Annotated in this window: 22 protein-coding genes; 13 read left to right on the top strand and 9 right to left on the bottom strand. The window is 70.7% G+C overall.

All coding sequences use genetic code 11. From position 1 onward, the window contains the following. Positions 1-9: 9 nt before the first annotated feature. The 4 genes from KIK09_RS19105 to KIK09_RS19090 are packed head-to-tail and all read left to right on the top strand — an operon-like array spanning position 10 to position 2,874. The gene (locus KIK09_RS19105) at positions 10-726 is read left to right on the top strand and encodes a hypothetical protein (protein ID WP_214320546.1); all 717 of its coding nucleotides are present in this window, start codon (positions 10-12) and stop codon (positions 724-726) included. Continuing rightward, positions 723-1,067, top strand: a complete 345-nt coding sequence (locus KIK09_RS19100; protein ID WP_308164182.1) for a hypothetical protein — start codon at positions 723-725, stop codon at positions 1,065-1,067. Before KIK09_RS19105 ends, KIK09_RS19100 begins: the two co-directional genes overlap by 4 nt. Then, on the top strand, positions 1,067-2,134 hold the full coding sequence (locus KIK09_RS19095) for a glycosyltransferase family 4 protein (protein ID WP_250573251.1): 1,068 nt from the start codon (positions 1,067-1,069) through the stop codon (positions 2,132-2,134). The genes KIK09_RS19100 and KIK09_RS19095 overlap by 1 nt, the downstream gene beginning before the upstream one ends. Next, positions 2,131-2,874: a hypothetical protein gene (locus tag KIK09_RS19090; protein WP_214320544.1), complete on the top strand. Its 744-nt coding sequence runs from the start codon at positions 2,131-2,133 to the stop codon at positions 2,872-2,874. The genes KIK09_RS19095 and KIK09_RS19090 overlap by 4 nt, the downstream gene beginning before the upstream one ends. Here KIK09_RS19090 and KIK09_RS19085 read toward each other — a convergent pair. The 3 genes from KIK09_RS19085 to KIK09_RS19075 are packed head-to-tail and all read right to left on the bottom strand — an operon-like array spanning position 2,831 to position 5,744. Beyond that, positions 2,831-3,988, bottom strand: coding sequence for a cytochrome P450 (locus KIK09_RS19085; RefSeq protein WP_214320543.1), 1,158 nt, complete (start codon positions 3,986-3,988; stop codon positions 2,831-2,833). The two genes, KIK09_RS19090 and KIK09_RS19085, sit on opposite strands and share 44 nt — an antisense overlap. 2 nt (positions 3,989-3,990) lie before the next feature. Continuing rightward, positions 3,991-4,623 carry a nitroreductase family protein gene (locus tag KIK09_RS19080; protein ID WP_214320542.1) on the bottom strand — a complete coding sequence of 211 codons (633 nt, stop codon included), beginning with the start codon at positions 4,621-4,623 and terminating at the stop codon, positions 3,991-3,993. Beyond that, the gene (locus KIK09_RS19075; RefSeq protein WP_214320541.1) at positions 4,623-5,744 is read right to left on the bottom strand and encodes a CaiB/BaiF CoA transferase family protein; all 1,122 of its coding nucleotides are present in this window, start codon (positions 5,742-5,744) and stop codon (positions 4,623-4,625) included. The genes KIK09_RS19080 and KIK09_RS19075 overlap by 1 nt, the downstream gene beginning before the upstream one ends. A gap of 198 nt (positions 5,745-5,942) precedes the next feature. On the opposite strand from KIK09_RS19075, the gene KIK09_RS19070 reads away from it, so the two are divergent. From KIK09_RS19070 to KIK09_RS19050, 5 genes are all read left to right on the top strand, one after another. Next, positions 5,943-7,469, top strand: a complete 1,527-nt coding sequence (locus KIK09_RS19070) for a serine/threonine-protein kinase (RefSeq protein ID WP_214320540.1) — start codon at positions 5,943-5,945, stop codon at positions 7,467-7,469. After that, positions 7,466-8,449 carry an NAD(P)-dependent oxidoreductase gene (locus tag KIK09_RS19065; RefSeq protein ID WP_214320539.1) on the top strand — a complete coding sequence of 328 codons (984 nt, stop codon included), beginning with the start codon at positions 7,466-7,468 and terminating at the stop codon, positions 8,447-8,449. The genes KIK09_RS19070 and KIK09_RS19065 overlap by 4 nt, the downstream gene beginning before the upstream one ends. Before the next feature lie 130 nt (positions 8,450-8,579). Next, positions 8,580-9,929, top strand: coding sequence for an FAD-binding oxidoreductase (locus tag KIK09_RS19060; RefSeq protein WP_214320538.1), 1,350 nt, complete (start codon positions 8,580-8,582; stop codon positions 9,927-9,929). Positions 9,930-9,932: 3 nt separating this feature from the next. Then, the gene (locus KIK09_RS19055; RefSeq protein WP_214320537.1) at positions 9,933-11,192 is read left to right on the top strand and encodes an SAM-dependent methyltransferase; all 1,260 of its coding nucleotides are present in this window, start codon (positions 9,933-9,935) and stop codon (positions 11,190-11,192) included. Positions 11,193-11,274: 82 nt separating this feature from the next. Next, entirely contained in the window at positions 11,275-12,075 is an 801-nt protein-coding gene (locus KIK09_RS19050; protein WP_214320536.1) for an ArsR/SmtB family transcription factor, read from the top strand. A gap of 3 nt (positions 12,076-12,078) precedes the next feature. On the opposite strand, the gene KIK09_RS19045 is transcribed toward KIK09_RS19050, so the two are convergent. The 3 genes from KIK09_RS19045 to KIK09_RS19035 are packed head-to-tail and all read right to left on the bottom strand — an operon-like array spanning position 12,079 to position 13,426. After that, on the bottom strand, positions 12,079-12,516 hold the full coding sequence (locus KIK09_RS19045; RefSeq protein ID WP_308164181.1) for a type II toxin-antitoxin system VapC family toxin: 438 nt from the start codon (positions 12,514-12,516) through the stop codon (positions 12,079-12,081). Next, positions 12,513-12,803: a type II toxin-antitoxin system Phd/YefM family antitoxin gene (locus KIK09_RS19040; RefSeq protein WP_214320535.1), complete on the bottom strand. Its 291-nt coding sequence runs from the start codon at positions 12,801-12,803 to the stop codon at positions 12,513-12,515. The genes KIK09_RS19045 and KIK09_RS19040 overlap by 4 nt, the downstream gene beginning before the upstream one ends. Before the next feature lie 23 nt (positions 12,804-12,826). Beyond that, complete coding sequence (locus tag KIK09_RS19035) at positions 12,827-13,426, bottom strand: TetR/AcrR family transcriptional regulator (protein WP_214320534.1); 600 nt, start codon at positions 13,424-13,426, stop codon at positions 12,827-12,829. A 67-nt stretch (positions 13,427-13,493) separates the two neighbouring features. On the opposite strand from KIK09_RS19035, the gene KIK09_RS19030 reads away from it, so the two are divergent. Beyond that, positions 13,494-14,228: an MBL fold metallo-hydrolase gene (locus KIK09_RS19030; RefSeq protein ID WP_214320533.1), complete on the top strand. Its 735-nt coding sequence runs from the start codon at positions 13,494-13,496 to the stop codon at positions 14,226-14,228. Here the strand turns inward: KIK09_RS19030 and KIK09_RS19025 are convergent. Beyond that, complete coding sequence (locus KIK09_RS19025; protein ID WP_308164180.1) at positions 14,218-14,649, bottom strand: MarR family winged helix-turn-helix transcriptional regulator; 432 nt, start codon at positions 14,647-14,649, stop codon at positions 14,218-14,220. The two genes, KIK09_RS19030 and KIK09_RS19025, sit on opposite strands and share 11 nt — an antisense overlap. 119 nt (positions 14,650-14,768) lie before the next feature. Between KIK09_RS19025 and KIK09_RS19020 the strand changes: the two genes are divergently transcribed. Both KIK09_RS19020 and KIK09_RS19015 read left to right on the top strand, forming a co-directional pair. After that, positions 14,769-15,572 (top strand): alpha/beta hydrolase, encoded by an 804-nt coding sequence (locus KIK09_RS19020; protein WP_214320532.1) that lies wholly within the window; start codon positions 14,769-14,771, stop codon positions 15,570-15,572. Between the two features lie 39 nt (positions 15,573-15,611). Then, positions 15,612-16,418 carry an alpha/beta fold hydrolase gene (locus tag KIK09_RS19015; protein ID WP_214320531.1) on the top strand — a complete coding sequence of 269 codons (807 nt, stop codon included), beginning with the start codon at positions 15,612-15,614 and terminating at the stop codon, positions 16,416-16,418. Here the strand turns inward: KIK09_RS19015 and KIK09_RS19010 are convergent. Then, a complete protein-coding gene (locus KIK09_RS19010) occupies positions 16,408-19,161 on the bottom strand; it encodes a helix-turn-helix transcriptional regulator (RefSeq protein WP_214320530.1) in 2,754 nt (917 codons plus the stop codon). The two genes, KIK09_RS19015 and KIK09_RS19010, sit on opposite strands and share 11 nt — an antisense overlap. Further along, positions 19,162-20,697, bottom strand: a complete 1,536-nt coding sequence (locus tag KIK09_RS19005) for a long-chain-fatty-acid--CoA ligase (protein WP_214320529.1) — start codon at positions 20,695-20,697, stop codon at positions 19,162-19,164. A 119-nt stretch (positions 20,698-20,816) separates the two neighbouring features. Between KIK09_RS19005 and KIK09_RS19000 the strand changes: the two genes are divergently transcribed. Continuing rightward, complete coding sequence (locus KIK09_RS19000) at positions 20,817-22,367, top strand: GMC family oxidoreductase (RefSeq protein WP_214320528.1); 1,551 nt, start codon at positions 20,817-20,819, stop codon at positions 22,365-22,367. Position 22,368: the final 1 nt, after the last annotated feature.

The following is a 22,368-nucleotide window of genomic DNA, read 5'->3' as shown; positions in this document are numbered from 1 at the left end:
TTTCGAGCCATGTTCTGGCGGAAGACCAAGGCGGCCATCGCCGAGTTCCACCCGCTGCACCAGAAGCTGATCTGGGAGCACACGCTCTCCGCGACGCTGCCGACGAGCGAATGGTCGGCGCTGGTGGCGAGCCTTTCGCGGCACAACGAGGCGGTCCACCGGCGCAAGTGGCGGCTGCCCGCCCGCACGGAGACCGTGCTGGTACCGCTGATCAGGGTGCTGTGCGAGGACGTGGCACCCGACGGCGCGCTCGGGATCAACGCCGACCTGCGCGGCCACTCCGTGCCCGGCAAGGCGGGACCGCAGCAGCAGCTTCCCGTCCAGCGGCCGATCCGCAAGCTCGTGCAGTGGTGGGTGCAGGACCCGTGGCTGCGGGTGCGCTCGCAGCTGCGTGACGGCAGCGTGCTCGAGTTCGGCGTCGTGGACGTCGTCCGCCACCGCCGGGTCTCCAAGACCAGCCGGAGCGGCAAGTACAAGACCAAGAGCAAGTCCAAGGCCGTGCAGCGCATCTTCACCACCCGCGCGCTGGCCAAGGGACAGCCCGCCGCGCAGCCGGCCGGCGGGCCGCCGCCGTGGATCAGGGTGAAGGTCAAGCCAGGACCCAAGACCGTGATCAGGGCCAGCGCCAAGGTGCCGCTCCCGGCGGAGCGCGACCAGCTCGGCGCCATCATGACGGTCGCGACCGAGCTGTTCAGGTGGACCGGCCCCACGAGGAGGACCGCGTGACCCCGTGCCTGGTGAGCACCGGATTCTTCGTGCTCGGCCGCTGCGGGCGGCCCGCCGTGGCCGCCTGCGGGCGCTGCGGCAGGCCGATCTGCGACCGGCATGACGCCGGCGGGCTCTGCCCCGAGTGCGCCACCGCCCAGGGGTACGGCTCGCCGTACGACCCGTTCTGGACCAGCGGATACCGCACCGGCTACTACCACTTCTCCTCCACCTCCTACTCCGACCCCACCTGGTACGGCACGTTCGACGACTACGACCGCGGCGCGTTCGACCCCGACGACCAGGGCGACTTCGGCGAGGGTGACTTCGACTACGGCGGCGACGACTTCGTGGACAGCTGATGCGCCTGCTGTGGATCACGGAGCACTACCCGCCCAGCCGCGGCGGCATGGCCGAGTCGTGCGACAGGATCGTGCGCGGCCTGCGCCGGGCGGGCGTCGAGCTCGACCTCGCGCACCTGACCAGGCGCGCGCGTCCCTGGGAGGTGCGGGCCGAGTACGGCGGGCGGCTGCTGACCGTGCCGCTCGAGGACAACCCCGAGCACGCCCTGCGCCGGCTGTGGACGGTGCTGGCGGGCGAGTCGTACACCCACGTGGTGGCCTTCGGCGGGACGTACGCCCTGCTGGCCGCGCCCGTGCTGTCGGCCTGGCTGGGCGCGCCGCTGTTGACGCTGCTGCGCGGCAACGACTTCGACACCGGGGTGTTCTCGCTGCGGCGCCGGGCCGCCCTGCTCGACGCGCTGCGCGCCTCGGCCAGGGTGTGCGTGGTGGCCTCCTCCCACGCGCCGCTGGTGTCCGCGCTGGTGCCGGACGTGCCGGTCACCTGGGTGGCCAACGGGCTCGACACCGCCGACTGGGAGATCCTGCCCTCGGAGCGGGCGGCGGGCCTCGAACGGCGGGCCCGGGCGGGCAGGCGCACGATCGGGATGGTCGGGCAGCTGAAGAACAAGAAGGGCGTGGCGTTCCTGCTGGAGGCGCTGCGCGGCTACGACTTCCACCTGCTGCTCGTGGGCGAGCTCGAGGAGGGCGTGGAGATCGCGGCGGAGCACACCCGGCTGCCCTTCCTCGACCGGTACGAGTTGCCCGCCGTCTACGCCGCCTGCGACCTGGTCGCGCTGCCCTCTTTCTACGACGGGCTGCCCAACGTGGCGCTCGAGGCGGCCGCGCTCGGCATCCCGTTGCTGGCCTCCGACGCGGGCGGGCTCGGCGACCTGGTGGACGCGGAGATCGGGTTCAGGTTCCGTGCGGGCGATCCGCACGACTGCCGCGCCGCCGTGGACAGGGCCTGGCGGGCGACCGACGAGGAGCTGGCCAAGCTCGGGCTGGCCGCCGCCGAGCGGGTGCGCAGGGACTTCACGGTGGGCGCGGAGACCGAGGGCTACCTGCGGGTGTTCCGCGACCTCGCATGATCGTCTGCTACGCGCGGGGCGGCGGGCTCGGGCATCTGACGCGGATGCGGGCCTACCTGCACACCGTGCACCCCGGCGCCGAGGCCGTCATCCTGACCGAGCCGCCCGCGCCGGGGATGCTGGAGGGCGCCGCGGAGTTCGTGGTGGACGCCTTCCCCGCTGGGCTCGAGGGGGAGCTGAGCGCCTTCGACGTGCCCGCCGGGGTCGCGGTGGTGCACCTGGCGCGGCTGCTGCTGTGGGAGGCCTACCGGCCGCTCATCCCGGACGACGCGCCGCGCTTCGACCGCACCTGGCTGGTCGAGCCGGTCACGGACCCTCATCTCACGTATTTGCGCGAAATTTCGGGCGCCGTCGCCCCGCTCCACCTGGCCGACCCGCCCGCCCCCGCCGCGACCGCCCCCGCGGACTGGCTCGTCGTGCACTCCGGCCCCGACCACGAGACCCTGGAACTGGTGGCCTACGCCCGCGAATGCGCCGCGCTCGAAGGCGCCAGGCCCTCCCTGGCCCTCATCTCACCCGCCGCCCCGGACGGGCTGCCCCCCGATATCCGTCATGTCGTCATAAACCCGGCGTGGCCTTTGTTCGCGACGGCGGACCGCATCGTCTCCGCCGCGGGCTTCAACACGGTACGGCAGGCGGCCCCCCACCGTGACCGCCACCGCGTCCTGCCCTTCCCACGCCGCTTCGACGACCAGTTCACCCGCGCGGCGCGGCTGAGAGCACGACAGGGAAGGACGTGACGCCGCGCACGAACGCGTTGCGCATGATCCGTGGCCCCTCCGCGTCGGCCCAGGCCGCCGAGCCCACCCTGGCGACCCACTCCTCGAAGAAGATCTGCAGCTCCAGCCTGGCCAGCGCCGCGCCGAGGCAGAAGTGGGTCCCCAGGCCGAAGGCGATGTGGCCGCCGGGCCTGCGGGTCACGTCGAAGGTCTCCGGGTCCTTGAAGACCGCCGGGTCCCTGTTGGCCGAGCCGTACATGAGCAGGACCTGCTCGCCGCGGCGGACGAGCTGACCGTGCAGCTCGGTGTCGCGGGTGGCCGCGCGGCACATGTTGAGTATCGGCGTGGTCCACCGGATGAACTCCTCGACCGCGCCCTCGATCAGCCCCGGGTCGGCGCGCAGCCGCGCCCACTGGTCCGGATGCCTGATCAGCGCGTCGATGGCCGTCGCGATCACCGTCCTGGTGGTCTCCGCGCCGCCGTCGAGCAGCAGCAGCGCCTCGTTGGCCAGGTGCTCGTCGTCGTAGTCCGGCCTGGCCGACCACAGCGACAGCAGATCGTCGCGCGGGCAGGTGCGCCGCTCGGCGGCCAGCTCCAGCACCGCGAGCCCGTACTCCCCAGCGGCCACCGCGGCCTCGTGGGTGACGTAGCGCTCCCCGCCGCCCGCCACGATCGTGGTCTCCGACCAGTGACGCAGCTTCGGCCAGTCCTCGTCGGGGAAGCCGAGCAGCCAGCCGATCATCCGCGCGGGCAACGGCGCGGCCAGCGCGGGCACCGCGTCCACCGTGCCCTCGCGCAGCGCCGCCTCGATCAGCTCGACGACCACCTGCCGGATCCGGCCCGCGTAGCGCTCGTGCACGTAGCGCGGAGTGAAGCGGCGGTAGACCAGCCGGCGGCGCTCGGCGTGCTCGGGATCGTCCATCCCGATCATCGACGGGTCGCTCGGCAGCTGCGGCCGGTAGCCGCCGGTGCTGGTCCACAGCTTGGGATCCCGCTCGATCGTCGAGATGTCCGCGTGCCTGGAGATCCCCCACAGCCGGTTGCCCTCGTCGTGGTGGACGGGAGAGTTCTCCCGCAGCCACGCGTAGACCGGCCAGGGGTCGTTCGCGTACAGGTCGCCGTCGAGCAGGTCCATCGTCACTCCCAGAGAGGTGAGGGGATCTCGAAACCGGGCGGGGCCTCCCACCGGTTGCGGTAGGTGACCTCGTGGGCGGGGCGGCGCGGCGCCACGCCCCACCGGCCGGTCGGGTAACCGAAGGTGACCGTGCAGGCCAGCCGCCAGTTCTGGTCCGTGGGCACGCCCAGGATCCGCAGCGTCTCCTTGGCGTGGAAGAGCGCCAGGATGCTGGTCAGCGCGGTGCCGACACCGTGGGCGCGGGCGGCCAGCTGGGCGCTCCAGACGGCAGGGAAGATCGAGCCGCCGCTCGGGTCGTACTGGACGAAGGCGAACAGCATCAGCGGGTAGCTCTCGAAGTGCTCGGCCAGGTGCTCGGCGGAGGCCAGCACCTTGCGGGCCTGCTCGTCGGCGTTCTCCCTGAGCGCCTTGTAGTGCCCTTCCCACAGCTGCCGCAGCCCGTCGCGGTAGAGCGGGCCGAGTTCGGCCTTGACGGCGGGGTCGTCGACCAGCAGGAAGCGCCAGTTCTGCGCGTTGCCGCCGCTGGGGGCGCGGATCGCGGCGTCCACGATGCTGCGCTGTACCTCCGGCGGGATCGGGTCGGTCCGGACCCTGCGCATTGCCCGGGTGGTGTAGAGGGCCTCGAAGACGTCCATCAGCCCAGCACCCCCTGCGAGCGCAGCTTGGCGGCGTCCTCGGCGGGGATGCCCCACGCCGACAGGTCCTCCAGGCGGGTGGCGGGGGACAGGTCCTGGTCGGGCTCGCCGAGCAGCCGGGGCGCGGGCCTGGGGTGATGGATGCCGCCCACGTCGACGAAACTGCCGCGGGCCACGTTGTGCGGGTGCCCGACGGCCTCGGCCATCGACAGCACCGGCGACACGCAGGCGTCGGAACCCTCGAAGACGGCCTCCCACTCGGCCCGCGTCCGCTGCCTGAACTCCTCGGCCAGGCGGGCCTTCAGCGCGGGCCACTGCTTCCTGTCGTGCCGGTCGGGCAGGTCGGTCAGGCCCATGAGCGAGACCATCGCGTCCCAGAACTGCGGCTCCAGCGACCCGACCGCCAGGTACTGCCCGTCGGCCGTCTCGTAGGTGTCGTACTGCGGCGCGCCCGTGTCGAGGAGGTTCGTCCCGCGCGGGCCCCAGAATCCGCTCTGCACCCCGTGGTAGAACATCGAGAACAGGATCGCGGCGCCGTCCACCATGGCCGCGTCGATCACCCGGCCCTTGCCGGTCCGCTCCCGCTCGAACAGCGCGAGCAGCACGCCGTAGGCCAGCATGAGCCCGCCGCCGGCGAAGTCGCCCAGGATGTTGATCGGCGGGGTCGGCTTGCCGCCTTCGCGGCCGAGCATCGACAGCACGCCGGAGATCGCGATGTAGTCGATGTCGTGCCCCGCGGTCGGTGCCAGCGGCCCGTCCTGGCCCCACCCGGTCATCCGGCCGTAGATCAGGCGGGGGTTGACGGCGTGCAGGTCCTCGGGGCCGATGCCGAGCCGCTCGGCCACGCCGGGGCGGAACACCTCGATGACCACGTCGGCGTTCCTGGCCAGCTCCTTGAAGGCGGCCACGCCCTCGGGCGACTTCAGGTCGAGCCCGATGGTGTGCTTGCCGCGGTCCATGACGTCCGCGCGCGGCTTGTCGGTGACGGCCGGGACCCGGTCCACCCGCAGGACCTCCGCGCCGTGATCGGCCAGCATCATTCCGGCGAAGGGCCCCGGTGCGAGCCCGGCGAGCTCGAGCACGCGAACCCCGGCCAGCGGGCCCTGACGGGCTTCAGACATGGACATCTCCTCGAATGTAGGCCGCTATGGATTCACAAGCAAGCGCTTGGTAGAACGCTCGAGGCGCTCGCCTCAGTAGAACAACATTCGGTGTTCACCCGCAAGGCGCCTCCAGATCTGTCCTTCCCGACCTCCCACGAGAGCAGTGGGAGATATGGGAAACTTGCCCACTGTTCGGAGGGTCTACAGGGGTTGGTCATGGTTGCTGGGAATCGGCTGATCGCCGGGCGTTACCAGTTACTGCGCGAGCTCGGGCGCGGGGGCATGGGAGTGGTGTGGGAGGGTCGCGACACGCTGCTCAACCGGCCCATCGCGGTCAAGGAGGTGCTGCTGCAGGAGGGGCTTTCCCCAGGTGAGCAGGAGCGTCACCTGGTGCGTACCGCCCGGGAGGCCCGCATCGCCGCCCGGCTCAACCACCCGTCGGTGGTCGCGATCTACGACGTCGTCGAGGAGGACGGCCGTCCCTGGATCATCATGGAGTTGGTGCGCGCCCGGTCCGTCGAGGAGGTCGTGGCCGCCTCGGGCGCTCTGCCGGTGGAGCAGGCCGCCGACGTCGGCCGCCAGGTGCTCTCGGCACTGAACGCGGCTCACGAGGCGGGAATCCTGCATCGCGACGTGAAGCCCAGCAACATCCTGCTGACCGACGACGGCAGGGCGGTGCTGACCGACTTCGGCATCGCCATGGCCGAGGGCGACGCCTCGCTCACGAAGACCGGCATGGTGACCGGCTCGCCGAGCTTCCTGGCGCCGGAACGCGTCAGGGCCGCAGAGGCCGGGCCCGCCTCGGACCTGTGGTCGCTGGGTGCCACCCTGTTCGCCTCGCTGATCGGGCGCTCGCCCTTCGAACGCGGCGAACCCATGGCAACCCTGGTCGCGCTGCTGAACGAGGAGCCCGACTACCGCAGGATCCCGCCGATCATGCACCCGCCGCTGCAGGGCCTGCTGCGCAAGGAGGCGAGCGAGCGGGTCGACGCCGCCGAGGCCGATCGGCTGCTGGCCGCCGTCATCGCGGGCAGGAGCCAGGCGGGCGGCCGGCACGTGGCCCCGGCCGAGCCGCGCCGCGGCAGCCGTACGCTCATCGCGGCCCTGGCGGCGATCGCCGTGGCCGGCGGCGGGGGGACGGTCGCCTACCTCACGCTCACCGCGCCCGGCGGGGCCACGCCGCAGGTCACCCAGCAGGCGGCCACCAGCCCCCTGCCGTCCGCGCCCACCGAGGCCCCCAAGAAGACCCCGACCCCCACGCCGACTCCGACGCCGAGCAAGCCGGTGCCCCTGGTGCGCGGCTGGACCTCACCTGACGGCTGGTCGATCATGCGGCCCATCGGGTGGAAGGGCGCCAAGAAGGACGCCTACACCGAGTGGACCCGCCTGGACAGAACCGGGCACCTGGGCGTCCAGGCGCTGTACGCCAAGCTCGACGCCGCGCAGAACGTGCGCGACTCGGAGGAGGAGCTGCGGCAGTACGTCGGGGACCTGCGGACCGTGCGCCGCCGCGGGGTCACCCAGCAGGGGACCAAGGCCGTCGACTGGGAGTTCACCTGGACCGGCGGGACGGGCGGCGACCGGCCGTGGGCGGTGTCAGGGCAGCGCTACCACGAGCTGCAGCGCTCGGTCGTCGTCGGGAACACGGCCTACCTGGTGTCGTGGACCATGACCGAGGCCCAGTGGAAACGCGGCGGATCGCTGATGCGCCAGGTGATCGACAGCTTTACTGTGGGGGGATGACCCCCTGGAACCTCCTGGCCCTGCCGCCGCTGCCCGAGGACCTGATGCGGGCCGTCCTGGCTCCCCTCGGCGAGCGGGTGGAGGTGCGTTTCCCCGCCGCCCGTGATCGGGACAGCCTGCTCGAAGGGCTGGCCGAGGCCGAGATCGTGCTCGGCGACTGGTCGGGCGCGCTGGCGCTGGACGCCGAGGCGGTCGCGGCCGCGCCCAGGCTGGCGTTCGTGCAGCAGCCCGCGGTGGGCGTGGAGGGCCACGACCTGGACGCGCTGGCCGCGGCCGGGGTGCCGCTGGCCAACACCGCGGGGGTGAACGCCACCTCGGTGGCCGAGTGGTGCCTGGCCGCCACGCTGTCGCTGGCCCGCAAGCTCGGCGAGGCCGACGCCGCCGTCCGCGCGGGGGAGTGGCCGCAGCAGCAGCTGCGCCCGAGGGAGCTGGCGGGCTCGCGGGTGGGCATCGTCGGGTTCGGGCCGATCGGGGCGATCTGCAAGCGGCTGTTCGAGGCGCTCGGCTGCCAGGTGGCCTACTGGACGCGCACGCCGCGCGACGAGCCCGGCTACACCCCGCTGGACGGCCTGGTCGCCGAGTCCGACGTGCTGGTCGTGGTGATCGCGCTGTCGGAGGAGACCAGAGGCATGATCGACGCCAGGCGGATGAAGGAGGGCGCGCTGTTGGTCAACGCGGCCAGGGGCGGCGTCGTCGACCAGGCCGCGCTGGTCGCCGCGATCGAGTCGGCGCACCTGGGCGGCGCCGCGCTGGACGTGTTCGACGCCGAGCCGCTGCCGATCGACGACCCTTTGCGCAAGCTCGATCGGATCTTGCTGTCTCCGCACGTCGCGGGCGTCACCCCCGCCTCCACCGGACGGCTGCTCGCCGCTACGATGGCCAATCTCACCGCGGCGCTCGAAGGCCGGCCTGTCGAGCACGTGGTGAACGGGGTGTCACCGGTGATCACCAGGAAGTTTGGCGGTTCGCCCTCCGCGTAGGGTTATCACCTGGCACGATGATGAGTTTTCGTGCCTTTAACCACCCCGGTCTGTTCTGTCGTGTTTTGGGGAGATACGGTCTTACGGACGATCTCTACCAGCTCAAGGGGGTGCTTCCGTGGCGACATCGATGTCGACACACCAACGGGCAGTAGAGCAGATCCGGCAGTCGTACGCCGAGATTCCCGGCGACGCCGCGCCCCGCCTGGCCAAGGCCACCTCGAACCTGTTCAGGTTCCGTGACGCGGGCAAGACGGCCAGACTGTCGGCAAGGGACCTCGACGAGGTCATCAGCGTCGACCCGGTCTCCATGACGGCCGAGGTCCAGGGCATGACGACCTACGAGCACCTGGTCGACGCCACGCTGCCGTACGGGCTCATGCCGTACGTGGTGCCGCAGCTGAAGACGATCACGCTGGGCGGCGCGGTCACCGGGCTGGGCATCGAGTCGACCAGCTTCCGCGACGGGCTGCCGCACGAGTCGGTGGAGGAACTGGAGATCCTCACCGGCGACGGGCGCATCATCGTGGCGCGCGAGGACAACGAGCACAGCGACCTGTTCCGGTCGTTCCCGAACTCCTACGGCACGCTCGGCTACGCGCTCCGCATCAAGATCAGGCTTCGCAAGGTCCAGCCGTTCGTGCACCTCACGCACGTCAAGTTCACCGACGTGGACAAGTGCATGCTGGCCATGCAGGAGATCTGCGACGGGATGGAGCACGACGGCCAGCCGGTCGACTTCGTGGACGGGGTGTTCTTCACCCCCGACGAGATGTACCTCACGGTGGGCCGCTTCTCCGACCGCGCGCCGTACGTCTCCGACTACACCGGCATGCGGATCTACTACCAGTCGATCAGGAAGCGTAAGCGCGACTGGCTGACCGTCCGCGACTACCTGTGGCGCTGGGACACCGACTGGTTCTGGTGCTCGCGCGCCTTCGGCGTGCAGCAGCCGGTCGTGCGCTCGCTCATGCCGCGCCGCTACATGCGCTCCGACTTCTACCGCAGGCTGGTCGCCCTCGACCGCAAGTACGGCGTGACCGCCCGCGTCGACCGCTGGGCCGGGCGCCCGGTGTCGGAGTCGGTGATCCAGGACGTGGAGGTGCCGATCGAACGCGGCGCGGCGTTCCTGGAGTTCTTCCACGACAAGGTGGGCATGACGCCGGTGTGGATGTGCCCGCTGAAGGCCGGCTCGCGCTGGCCGCTGTATCCGCTCGAGCCGGGCAAGCTGTACGTCAACTTCGGCTTCTGGGGCATGGTTCCGCTGCCGCGCGGCCAGTTCGACGGTTACTACAACCGGCTCATCGAGAACGCCGTGCACGACCTCGACGGGCACAAGTCGCTCTACTCGACCTCTTTCTACGCCCGTGAGCAGTTCTGGCAGCTGTACAACGGCGATGCTTACTGGCCGGTCAAGCGGGAATACGACCCGAACGGTCGCCTGCTGGACCTGTACGACAAGTGTGTGCGGGGAAGGTGACAGATGGCGCTTGCAACCATCTTCGAGAAGATCGTTGGTGCGAACACCAACATCGCGTTCCATGCCTATGACGGCAGCAAGGCGGGTCCGGACGGGGCGGACATCACGATCGAGGTGAAGTCACCCATCGCGGTGGCCTACCTCGCGCAGGCGCCTGGCGAGCTCGGCCTCGCCAGGGCCTACATCTCCGGTCATCTCAACGTGCAGGGCGACATGTACACCCTGCTCGACCGGATGTGGAACATCACCACCAACGACCTGAGTTTCCGCGAAAAGGCGGACGCTGTGCGGTCGCTGGGGATGAAGCCGCTCCTGATGCGGGTGCCGCCGCCCCCGCAGGAGATGCGCCAGAGCGCGCTGGCCAGGCTCGGCTCCCGTCACGCCAAGCAGCGTGACGCCGAGGCGATCCACCACCACTACGACGTGTCCAACCGCTTCTACGAGTGGGTGCTCGGCCCGTCCATGGCCTACACCTGCGCGGTCTTCCCCGAGGAAGCCTCCTCGCTGGAGGAGGCGCAGTTCACCAAGTTCGACCTGGTCGCCAAGAAGCTCGGCCTCGAGCCCGGCATGCGCCTGCTCGACGTCGGTTGCGGCTGGGGCGGCATGGTCATGCACGCCGCCAAGCACTACGGCGTCAAGGCACTCGGCGTCACGCTGTCCAAGCAGCAGGCCGAGTATGCCCAGCGCGCCATCAAGGAGGCGGGCCTGGAGGACCTGGCGGAGGTCCGCCACATGGACTACCGCGACGTCTCCGAGACCGGCTTCGACGCGGTCAGCTCGATCGGCCTCACCGAGCACATCGGCAAGGCCAACGTGCCGTCCTACTTCGAGTTCCTGTACGGCAAGCTCAAGCAGGGCGGGCGCCTGCTCAACCACTGCATCACCCGGCCGACGGGCACGGAGAAGACCTTCAACAAGGGCGGCTTCATCAACCGCTACGTCTTCCCCGACGGCGAGCTGGAGTCGGTGGGCTGGCTGGTCAGGCAGATGGAGGACCTCGGCTTCGAGATCCGCCACGAGGAGAACCTGCGCGAGCACTACGCCAAGACGCTGCGCCACTGGTGCGACAACCTGGACGCCAACTGGGCGGACGCCGTCCAGGAGGTCGGCCTCGGCACGGCCCGCGTCTGGGCGCTGTACATGGCCGGCTGCATCGTCGGCTTCGAGCGCAACAAGATCCAGCTCCACCAGGTCCTCGGCGTCAAACTCGACGACACCGGCGGGTCTGGTGTTCCTCTCCGTCCCTCGGTCACCTGGCCGTAAGGACTCTGTTACGGCAAGCCGCCGCAACCGCCGGTCGCCGCACTTCGGCTGAGCGCCTCCAGGGAGACGCTACTCCTGAAGGGTGACGCATCCCGCCGTTACGACTCCGCTCCACCCATGTGGGGCGGAGTCGTTTTCGTATGCCACACGGCTGCTCGACAGCCTGAACGCGCGCAACGGGCAGACCCTGCGCGAGCTGTGCGCAGGGCTGGACATGGCCCGGCAGTCGGTGAGCAAGCATCTGGCGCTGCTCGAGGCGGCCAACCTGGTCACGACCGTGTGGCGGGGCAGGGAGAAGCTGCACTACCTCAACGCCGAGCCGATCAACGCGATCGCCGAGCGCTGGATCAACCAGTACGACCGCGCCCGGGTGCAGGCACTCGCCGACCTCAAGACGGCACTGGAGGACGAGAGCATGGGCGACACCGAGTTCGTCTACACGACCTACATCAGAACCACCCCGGAGCGGCTCTGGCGCGCGCTGACCGAGCCCGCCTTCACCAGCCGCTACTGGGGCGTCACCTTCCACACCGACTGGAAGCCGGGATCGGCGATGGCCTGGGAGGAGCGCGAGGGCAGGATCGAGGACCCGGAGCAGGTCGTCCTGGAGTCCGAGCCCTACACCAGGCTGTCCTACACCTGGCACACCTTCACCCCCGAATGGGCCAAGCGGGCGGGCTTCGACGACGACCGGCTGGCCGAGTTCGCCGCCGAGCCGCGCTCGAAGGTGACCTTCACCCTCGAGCCGGTCGGCGACCAGGTCAAGCTCACCGTGGTGCACGACGGCTTCGAGCCGGGCAGCAAGGTCCTGCGGGCCATCACCCAGGGCTGGCCGCAGATCCTGTCCGACCTGAAGAGCCTGCTCGAGTCCGAGGGTGACTGACCATCACCGCGGGCGCGCGTCCGGATGCGTGACAGGAAAGACGGGGACGAGAGAATCCAGATCCTTGAAGTCATCAGGATTGACCGTGTAGAGAGGGAGCTGATTGACGGAGGCGATTGCCGCGATCATCAGGTCCACTCTGCGCGGTTTCGGATTACGCCCGGCGGCAATGGTCGCGGCCACGATGTGGCCGTAGCGCCGGGCGGCACGAGTGTCGAAGGGGAGCGGGTCGAAGAGCGCTTCGGCGTTCTGCAGGCGCTCGATGCGCTTGGCGCGCTCGTCGGGGTCAGTGGCGAAATGCGGGCCCGCGGCGAGCTCCGCCATCGTCACCGCCCTGATGACGATCTCTGCCGGTAGCTCGGTGACGTTGAGTTCGTCCAGAAGGATCAGCATATTTGTGTCGATCAACCCTCGTTCGGGCGCAACCTCGATGCGTATCACGGCGCAAATTCTCCGCGGCGGTGCGCGCGGTCGTAGGGATCGTAGATGGTGTCATCCACCGGCTCACTGGAGACCGGACCCGTCAAGCCGCGGAATGCGGCCAGGACCTCGTCTCGCGGGACGAAGGTACGTCGGTGCGCCGCTCGATGAGGAACGAGGTCGGCGATCGGTGCCCCGTCCACGGTGATCGTGAACGCGTGTCCCTCGCGTACGTCCCGAAGGACGCGGCTCACGTGATTGCGCAGCTCGCGCTGCGGTATCTCCGGAAAATCCGAGTGCGCCGCCATAGCTCGAACGTACAACGGATGTGCTACGGGTGGTGCGGCGTCTGCTGGAGGCTCGCGAGGGCGCGGTCGACCAGGTCCTCGACCGGGGGCCACGGGAAGCCGGGCTTGCTGACGCGTAGCGAGACGATGCCGTGCAGCGAGATCCACAGGCTCGTCGCCGCGGCGTGCGGATCCCCCTGCACCAGCGGCGAGACCGCCTTCAGCAGCCCGTCGAAGGTGGTCGCGCCGGGGGAGTCGGCGTAGCCGACGCCGATGCGGGCCGTGGCCCGCGACTCGAACAGCAGCCGGTAGTGCCCGGGATGGGCCAGCCCCCACGCGCAGTAGGCCAGGCAGCGCGCCCGCAGCGCCGAGGCGGGCGTGGCGCCCGCGGCCGTGTCCATCGCCTGGTCGAGCTCGTGGAAGCGGCGCGCGATCACCTCCCTGATCAGCTCGGTCTTGTCGCCGAAGTGCAGGTAGACCGACTGGGGCGCGGCGCCGACCGCGCGGGCGACCCCGCGCAGCGACAGCAGCTCGTCCACCGGCGCGCTCACGGCGCCGTAGGCATCCTCGATCATGCCGCCGGCGGCCTCGATCAACTCCTCGCGCAGCCTCGAGCCCTCGCCGCGCCGGTTCTTCTCCCGCATGCCTCCTATATTGACACATGTCAGCAGATGGGCGTCTACTTACGGGTGTCTACCTAAGGAGCGCGTCGTGTCCCTCACCTTGACCCGCGTCGTCCACTCGTGCGTGCTGCTCGACTTCGACGGGGTGACCTTCCTGACCGACCCGTGGTTCTCCGAGCGGCGTGGCTACCTGCACGGCGAGCCGCTCGCCTGCACCCCTGACAAGCTGCCCGAGCTGGCCGGGGTGCTGGCCACGCACGGCCATTACGACCACTACGACCTGGAAGCCTTCGCCGCGTATCCGTCGCGGGACGTGCCGATGGTGGTCAAGCGGGGCATCGGCGACCAGGCCCGGGACAAGGGCTACACCCACGTGGTCGAGCTGGACGCCTGGGAGAGCGTCGAGATCGCCGGGGCGCGGATCACCGCGGCGCCCGCCAGGCATGCCGTACCGCAGGTCACCTTCGTCGTGGAGAAGGACGGCACGACCGTGTTCTTCGGGGGTGACACCATGCGCATCCCCGAGCTGGACGAGGTCGCCAGGCGCTTCCCCGAGATCGACCTGGCGCTGATGCCGGTCAACGGCCTGTACATCAGGCCCGCGCTCAACCGACAGGTCGTCATGAACGCCGAGGAGGCCGCCGAGCTGACCGCCGTGCTGCGGCCGCGGGTGGCGGTGCCCATCCACTACGCCTTCACCGCCGGACGGGTGCGCGACAGGCTCCTGCTCGGCTACGACGGCACGCCTGAGCGCTTCGCCGCCGCCGTGCCCGAGGGGATCGAGGTCCGCGTGCTGGCGACGGGCGAACCGCTCACGATCTGAGCTCGTCGGTGGCCTCCTGGTAGGCCGTGGCCGCGCGGCCGAAGTAGTCGAAGAGCACGGCCCGCTGCTCCTCGTCGTAGCTCATCAGCACCTCGGCCAGCCGTCGCCGCGTGCCCTCCAGGACCTTGTCCAGCCCGGGCGGGGTGCCCACGCTCTCCACGATGACCTTGCGCCGGTCGGCCGGATCCAGGACCCTGCGCACGCAACCCGCCTTCTCCAGCCGGTCGATGAGCCGGGTGGTGGCCCCCGTGGTCAGCCCGGTGCGGATCGCCAGCTCGCCCGAGGTGAGCGGACCGGCCAGATCGAGCAGGTTGAGCGCGTAGTAGTCGGTGGCGTTAAGCCCGGCCGCCTCGGCCGTGGCCAGGCTGTTGAGCACCATCGCGCTGAGGTAGCGCCGGAACATCTCGCTGGGATTCGACACGCCCGCACCCTTCTTACATCTGCATCAATCAAGACACTGCATATAGGAAGGTATCATGCCGTGAACATCTAGCGTGAACACGCGATGGCAAGAGCGACCGCGAATCCTATGGTCGAACCATGTCTGACATCGAGCAGATCGAGAGGGCCAATGCCTCCGGTCGTACGCCGGTGGTCTTCGTGCACGGCCTCTGGCTGCTGCCCAGCAGCTGGGACCGCTGGGGCGCGCTGTTCGCCGAGAACGGGTACGCGCCCGTGGCCCTGTCGTGGCCCGACGACCCCGACACGGTCGAGGAGGCCAACGCCCATCCGGAGGTCTTCGCCAACAAGACCGTGGGTCAGGTCGCCGACCACCTCGAAGCCCTGATCGGCAAGCTCGACAGGAAGCCCGCCGTCGTCGGCCACTCCTTCGGCGGGCTGCTCACCCAGATCCTGGCCGGCCGGGGCCTGTCGGCGGCCTCGGTGGCGATCGACCCCGCGCCCTTCCGCGGCGTGCTGCCGCTGCCCATCTCCGCGCTGCGCTCGGCCTCGGTGGTGCTCGGCAACCCCGCCAACCTGCACCGCGCCGTCCCGCTCACCTACGAGCAGTTCAGGTACGGCTTCGCCAACGCGGTCAGCGAGGAGGAGGCCAAGCAGCTCTACGACACCTTCGCGGTGCCCGCACCCGGCGCCCCGCTGTTCCAGGCCGCCTCGGCCAACCTCAACCCGTGGACCGAGGCCAAGGTCGACAGCAAGAACCCGGATCGCGGCCCGCTGCTGATCATCTCCGGCGAGAAGGACCACACCGTCCCGTGGGCCATCGCCAACGCCTCCTACAAGAAGCAGAAGCGCAACGAGAACGCGGTCACCGAGATCGTCGAGATCCCGGGCCGCGGCCACGCGCTCACCATCGCGGCTGGCGCGAAGTCGCCGACACCGCACTGACCTTCATCCGCCGATTCATCTGATCACCAGGGGGACACCATGGGATTCGTCACGACCGCCGACGGCACCGAGATCTTCTTCAAGGACTGGGGGAGCGGGCAGCCCGTCGTCTTCAGCCACGGCTGGCCGCTCAACTCCGACGCCTGGGACAGCCAGGCGCGTTTCATGGCCGAGAACGGCTACCGCGCCATCGCCCACGACCGCCGCGGGCACGGCCGCTCCGGCCAGCCGTGGAACGGCAACGACATGGACACCTACGCCGACGACCTGGCGCACCTGATCGAGACGCTCGACCTGCGCGACGCCGTGCTCGTCGGCCACTCGACCGGCGGCGGCGAGGTCGTCCGGTACCTCGGCCGCCACGGCAGCGCCCGGGTATCGAAGGCGGTGCTGCTCGGCGCCGTGCCGCCGCTGATGCTCAAGACCGAGGCCAACCCCGAGGGCCTGCCGATCGAGGTGTTCGACGGCATCCGCGCCGGCGTGCTGAACGACCGCTCGCAGTTCTACCAGGACCTGAGCGCGTCGTTCTACGGACCCGGCGTCTCCCAGGGCACGCGGGACTCCTTCTGGCTGATGAGCATGGCCTGCGGGCTCAAGGCCGCCGTCGACTGCGTCAAGCAGTTCTCCGAGACCGACTTCACCGCCGACCTGGCCGGGATCGACGTGCCCGTGCTGGTCGCGCACGGCGACGCCGACCAGATCGTGCCGATCGCCGACTCCGCGCTCAAGTCGGCCGAGCTGATCAAGGACGCCACGCTCAAGGTGTACCCGGGGGCGCCGCACGGCCTGTTCGGCGACTTCGACGCCGCCTTCAACGCCGACCTGCTGGCCTTCGTCAGGGGTTGAGCCCAGAAGTGTGCTCGGTCAGCACCACCCGGGCCAGCTGCACCCGGGAGGTGACCGACAGCTTGCGGAAGATCGAGGTCACGTGGGTGTTGACCGTGTGCGGCGAGATGAACAGCTCGGCCGCCGCCGACCTGTTCGTGTGACCCTCGGCGATCAGCACCGCGACCTTCCGCTCGGTGGGCGTCAGCGAACCCCAGCCCTGGACCGGCCGGATCTGCCTGGGGGCCTTGCGCCTCCCGGCTCCGGCCGCGTCCAGGTGGGCCTGGGCCCGGGCCGCCTCGCCGTACGCGCCGAGCCGGGTGAAGTCCTCGGCCGCCTGCCTGAGCTCGGCCACGGCCTGCCGCTTGTCGCCCAGGGACAGCAGCGCCCTGCCCAGGTCCGCACGGGCGTCGGCGAGCGGCAGCGGCCGCGAGCCCCGCTCAAGCAGGGCGACCGCGTGCCGCAGCGACTCGGGCTCCTCGCGCACCAGCCCCGCCACCTGCGCCGCCTGTCCCGTGGCGCTCGCCACGCCGGGGTTGTGTGCGGCGTACTCGGCCGCCTGCGCGGCCAGGTCCTCGGCGAGCGCGCGATCGCCCGCGCGCAACGCCAGCCGTACGGCGGGCGCCAGCCACCCGCGCGGCAGCCGCCAGCGCGTCACCGGCGCCGCCACCTGCCGCAGCAGCGCGGGATCCGCGGCCAGGACCGCCTCGAGGAAGGCGACGGCCGCCTGGTCGCCCTCGTCCTGCTTGCCCGCCAGGGCCTTCTTCGCCTCCTCCAGGCAGGTGTGCGCGGCCTCCGCGTCCCCGCGCAGGCGGGCCACCCAGCCGCGCAGGACGCGCGAGCTCACCCCGTGCACGGTCTCCATCAGGTCGTCCTCGAGGCGTTCCAGCGTCACCAGGTCCGCCTCGGCGTCGTCGAGCCGGCCGAGCCCGAGGCTCTGGCCGGCCCTGACCCAGGCCAGCATCAGCGGCCGCCGCTGCGCGTCGTCGCGCATCCCGGCCAGCAGGTCGCCGCTGGTCGCCAGGTCGTCCACGTGCTGCAGCGCGAAGATCTCCTCCAGCGCGAACGCCTGATCCGCCCTGCGCAGCTCGGTGAAGTGCGCCAGCGCGCCCTGGCAGTCGCCGTCGTTCAGCGCGATCTCGCCGAGCGCGAGCAGCGAGGTGATCCGCGCCCGCCGGTCGTCCACCTCGCGCGCCCTGGCCAGCGCCGTCTCGCCCGCCACCCGCGCCGCCGCCAGGTCCCGTGAGCGTGACAGCGCCAGCGCGTGCAACGCCTCCAGCCGGGCCTCGACCCGCGGGCCCGCCCCACCGCGCGCCAGCGCCTCCTCGGTACGGCACCGCAGCTCGGCGGCCTGGCTCAGGCTCCACAGGGATCCGCCGAGCGCGGCCTGCAACCGTCCCGCCACCTCGGCCGGCGGATCCTGGGCGAGCATCCCGTCGCCCAGCCCCACCGCGTCCCTGTCGCGACCGGCCCTGGCCAGCACCATGATCGCCTGCTCGCCCACCTCGAAGCGCAGCGTCCCCGCCCTGGGCGCCAGCTCAAGCGCGCCCGTCACGTAGTAGGTGGCCAGGTCGGGCATCAGGGCGAGCACGTCGTCGGCGGCCCTGCGCAGCAGCGCGATCGCCCCCTCGTCGCCGGGGACGGCGCTCTCCAGCACGTGGTAGGCGGCCTCGGTGACCCGGTGCGAGGACGCCAGCAGGTCGGCCGCCTGCCGGTGCACCGCCTTGCGGGCCGAGGCGGGGATGCCCGCGTACACGGCCAGGCGCAGCAGGTCGTGACGGAAGACCAGCCGATCGCCGTCGTCGTCGAGCAGCCCGCCCCTGATGGCCGCCTCCAGCGCGTCGAGCAGCTCCGACGGCTTGTGCCCGCACAGCTCGGCCGCGTCGGCCACGGCGAAACGCCGCCCCAGCACGGCCCCGATCTGCAGCAGCCGCAGCGTCGTCGCGGGCAGGGACTCCAGCCGCCCCCGCACGGCCGCCACCATCCGCTCGGGCACCGCGTGGATCCGCTCGTGCGCCAGGCTCGCCCGGATCTCCGTGGGAACCCCCGCGCGAGGCTCGGCGGAGACCGGGGTGAGCGGCGAGTGGGACGCCAGGGCCGTCAGCAGCTCGACGGCGAGGAACGGGCTGCCGCCGGTGCCCCGCAGCAGCTCCGCCGTGCCGGCGTCGGCAGGAGTCCCCAGGATGTCGGCCGCCAGCTGCGCGATGGCCGTGCTCGACAGCGGCCCGAGGAGGATCCGCTCGACGGGCAGGTCCCTGGCCACCCCGGCGGCGATCTCGGCCGCGGGCCCGCCGTGCTCGTCGCGGCTTGCCAGTACCCAGAGCACGGGCGAGGATCGCAGGCGGGCGGGCAGGACGCGCAGGGCGAAGAGGCTGAGCTGGTCGGCCCACTGGACGTCGTCGACGGACACCAGAATCGGCGCGGCGAGCGCGCGCGTCTCGAGATGACCGGCCAGCTGCTCCACCAGCCACAGCCGCTGTTCGTAGCCGACAGACAGCCGTTCCAGCGCCGAGGCGGGGAGCAACGGCCGCAGCGAGGCCATGAGCGTCGACAGCGGCGCGACCGCGTCCAGATCCTCCGCCTTGCCGCGCGCGACGGCGAACCCGGCCGCCGCGCCGTACTCCTCGACCGCGTCGAGCAGGGACGTCTTGCCGATCCCAGGCTCTCCGCGGACGAGCGCGAACGCGGCGGCGCCGGTGCCGGTGACGCCGTCTGCCAGGCGACGAAGGAGGCCGAGCTCGGCCTCCCGGCCACGCAGTGTCAACTAGCGGAGCTCGCGTTTGAGGATCTTGCCGGTGGCGGTCATCGGCAGCGCGTCGCGGAACTCCACGATGCGCGGGTACTTGTAGGCTGCCATGTTCTCCCTCGCCCAGGCGATGAGCTCGTCCTCTGAGAGGGTAGCGCCCGGGGTGCGGATGACGTACGCCTTGATCTCCTCGCCGTGCGACTCGTGCGCCACCCCGAGGACCGCGGCCAGGGAGACGGCCGGGTGCGTCATCAGGACCTCTTCGAGCTCGCGCGGGTAGACGTTGAACCCGCCCCGGATGATCATGTCCTTGGCCCGGTCGACGATGGCGTAGTAGCCGTCGGCGTCGCGGGTGGCGACGTCGCCGGTGCGGAACCAGCCGTCGTTCATCACCTCGGCGGTCGCCTCGGCCCTGCCGTAGTAGCCCTTCATGATGTTGTGGCCGCGGATGGCGATCTCGCCGGGGCCCTCGCCCTCGATCGTCTTCCAGTCGGGGTCGATCAGCTTCATCTCCACGCCCCAGATGGGCGTGCCGATCGTGCCGGGCTTGGTGGGCCGGCCGAGCTGGTTGAAGCTGGCCACCGGCGAGGTCTCCGACAGCCCGTACCCCTCGAGGATGCCGATGCCGAAGGTCTTCTCGAAGTCCTTGAGCACCTCGATCGGCGAGGAGGCGCCGCCGGCGACGGCGACCCTGAGCGTGGTGGGCACCGCGGCGCCGTCGGCGTGGATCTTCGTCAGCATCGCCCAGTAGTTGGTCGGCACGCCCGCGAAGAACGTGACGCCCTCCTTGACCATGAGCTCGAGCGACTGGCCCGCCTCGAACCTGGGCAGCAGCACCACGGTGGAGCCGCGCAGGAAGCCGGTGTTCATGACCACGGTCTGGCCGAAGGAGTGGAACAGCGGCAGCACCGCCAGGTAGACGTCGCCACCCTCGGTCCTGGGGAACATCTTGTCGCAGACCAGCGCGTTGACCAGCATGTTCTGGTGGCTGAGCTCGGCGCCCTTGGGCTGGCCCGTGGTGCCGGAGGTGTAGAGGATCACCGCGGTGTCGTCGGGGGAGGTCTGCACGGTCTGGAACTCGCCGGGCATGCCGCCGAGCGCGGCCCAGATGGACTCGCCGTACTCCGACTCGGTCGCCAGCGGCGTGGCGGGCAGCACGAAGAAGTGCTCGCAGCCCTGCGACGCCTCGAACCCGGCCTTGCCCCGCTCGCCCAGCGGCAGCTCCGGCGTGCCCTCGAAGCAGAACAGCGCCTTGGCGTCGCTGTCGTCGAGGTGGTAGGCGATCTCGCGCGACTGCAGCAGCACGTTGAGCGGGACGACGGTGGCCCCCGCCTTGAGGATCCCGAAGTACACGAAGGGGAAGTAGGGCAGGTTGGGGCAGGCGAGCGCCACCTTGTCGCCCCGGCCGATCCCGCGAGAGACCAGCAGGTTGGCCACCTGGTTGGCCACAGTGTCGATCATGGAGTACGGCAGGCGCATGTCGCCGAAGACCAGGGCGGCGTGGTCGGGCGCGTTCCGGGCGCTGTCCTCGAGGACCGTCGACAGGTTCAGCATGACGTCATCTAAGCAGGACTCCATACTGACCGGTAGGTAACGCCGGTTACAGATGCGTATGGACTCGCCTGCTCCCCTGGAGTAAGCAAGTACCAAGTTACATACCCCCTGGAGGGCCCATGGAGTACGACTACGTGATCGTCGGTGCGGGATCGGCGGGATGCGTGTTGGCCAACAGGTTGTCGGCGGACTCGGGGGTGTCCGTGGCCCTGGTCGAGGCGGGTGGCCAGGACGACAAGCTGGAGATCCGGATGCCGGCCGGGTTCTCCAAGCTGTTCAAGACCGACTACGACTGGAACTACTCCACGGCCAAGCAGGCCGAGCTGTCGGGCAGGGAGCTGTACTGGCCGCGCGGCCGGGTCATCGGCGGCTCGTCGTCGCTGAACGCGCAGATGTGGGTGCGCGGGCACCGCCGCGACTACGACCAGTGGGGGATCCCCGGCTGGACCTATGACGACGTGCTGCCCTACTTCACCAGGGCCGAGCACCGGGTGGGCAGCAACCAGGGCGGCGTCTACGGCACCTCGGGCCCGCAGGTGATCTCCGAGCTGCGCAGCCCGAACGTCACCACCGCCGCCTTCCTCCAGGCCTGCCAGGAGCTCGGCTACCAGCGGCTGCCCGAGCTCAACGGCGCCTCCAACGAGGGCTACAGCCCGACCCCCGTCACGCAGAACCGCGGCCGCCGGTGGAGCGCGGCCGACGCCTACCTGCGTCCGGCGCTCAAGCGCCCCAACCTCACCGTGATCACCGGCGCGACGGTGGACCGGGTCGTCTTCGACGGCACGCGCGCGATCGGGATCGAGCACGGGGGTGGCGCCCAGGTCAGGGCCCGCCGTGAGGTGATCCTGTCGGCCGGGGCGATCGGCTCGCCGTACCTGCTGATGCGGTCGGGGGTGGGCGCGGCCGACGAGCTGCGCGACGCCGGGGTGGAGATCGTGCACGAGCTGCCCGAGGTGGGCAAGAACCTGCAGGACCACCTGTCGAGCGGGGTGTTCGTCGAGTGCAGGCAGCCGGTGACGCTGGTCAAGGCCGAGTCGATCGTGCAGCTGTTCCGCTACCTGGTGCTGCGGTCGGGGATGCTCACCACGAACGTGGGCGAGGCGGTCGCGTTCATCAGGACCTCGCAGGAGGAGCCGGCGCCGGACATCGAGCTGATCTACGCGCCTGGGCCCTTCATCGACCACGGGCTCACGCCGCCGACCGGCCACGGGCTGACCGTCGGCGTGATCCTGCTGCAGCCGGAGAGCCGCGGCAGGGTCGGGCTGAACGGGCGCGACGTGGTGATCGACCCCGCCTACCTGTCCAAGGAGGCGGACGTGAAGCGGATGGTCGCCGGGCTGAAGGCGGCCAAGCAGGTCTTCGCCACCAAGGCCATGAAGCAGTGGGCGGGTCCGCCCATGGCGCCCTACTCCAACCCCGAGAGCGACGAAGAGCTGGCCCAGTGGGTCCGCGACCGCGCCGAGACGCTCTACCACCCGGTGGGCACCTGCCGCATGGGCACCGACGCCGACTCGGTCGTCGACCCGTCGCTCAAGGTCCGCGGCGTCGAGGGCCTGCGCGTGGTCGACGTGTCGATCATGCCGACGCTCAACCGCGGCCACACCCACGCCCCCGCCATCATGATCGGCGAGAAGGCGTCCGACCTGATCGCGAAGGGCGGCGTGGCTTGAC

The organism is Nonomuraea sediminis, assembly GCF_018531495.1.
Taxonomy (GTDB): Bacteria; Actinomycetota; Actinomycetes; order Streptosporangiales; family Streptosporangiaceae; genus Nonomuraea; species Nonomuraea sediminis.
The sequence above is the reverse complement of the archived record's forward strand: the minus strand, read 5'-3'. Positions and strand labels throughout refer to the sequence as shown.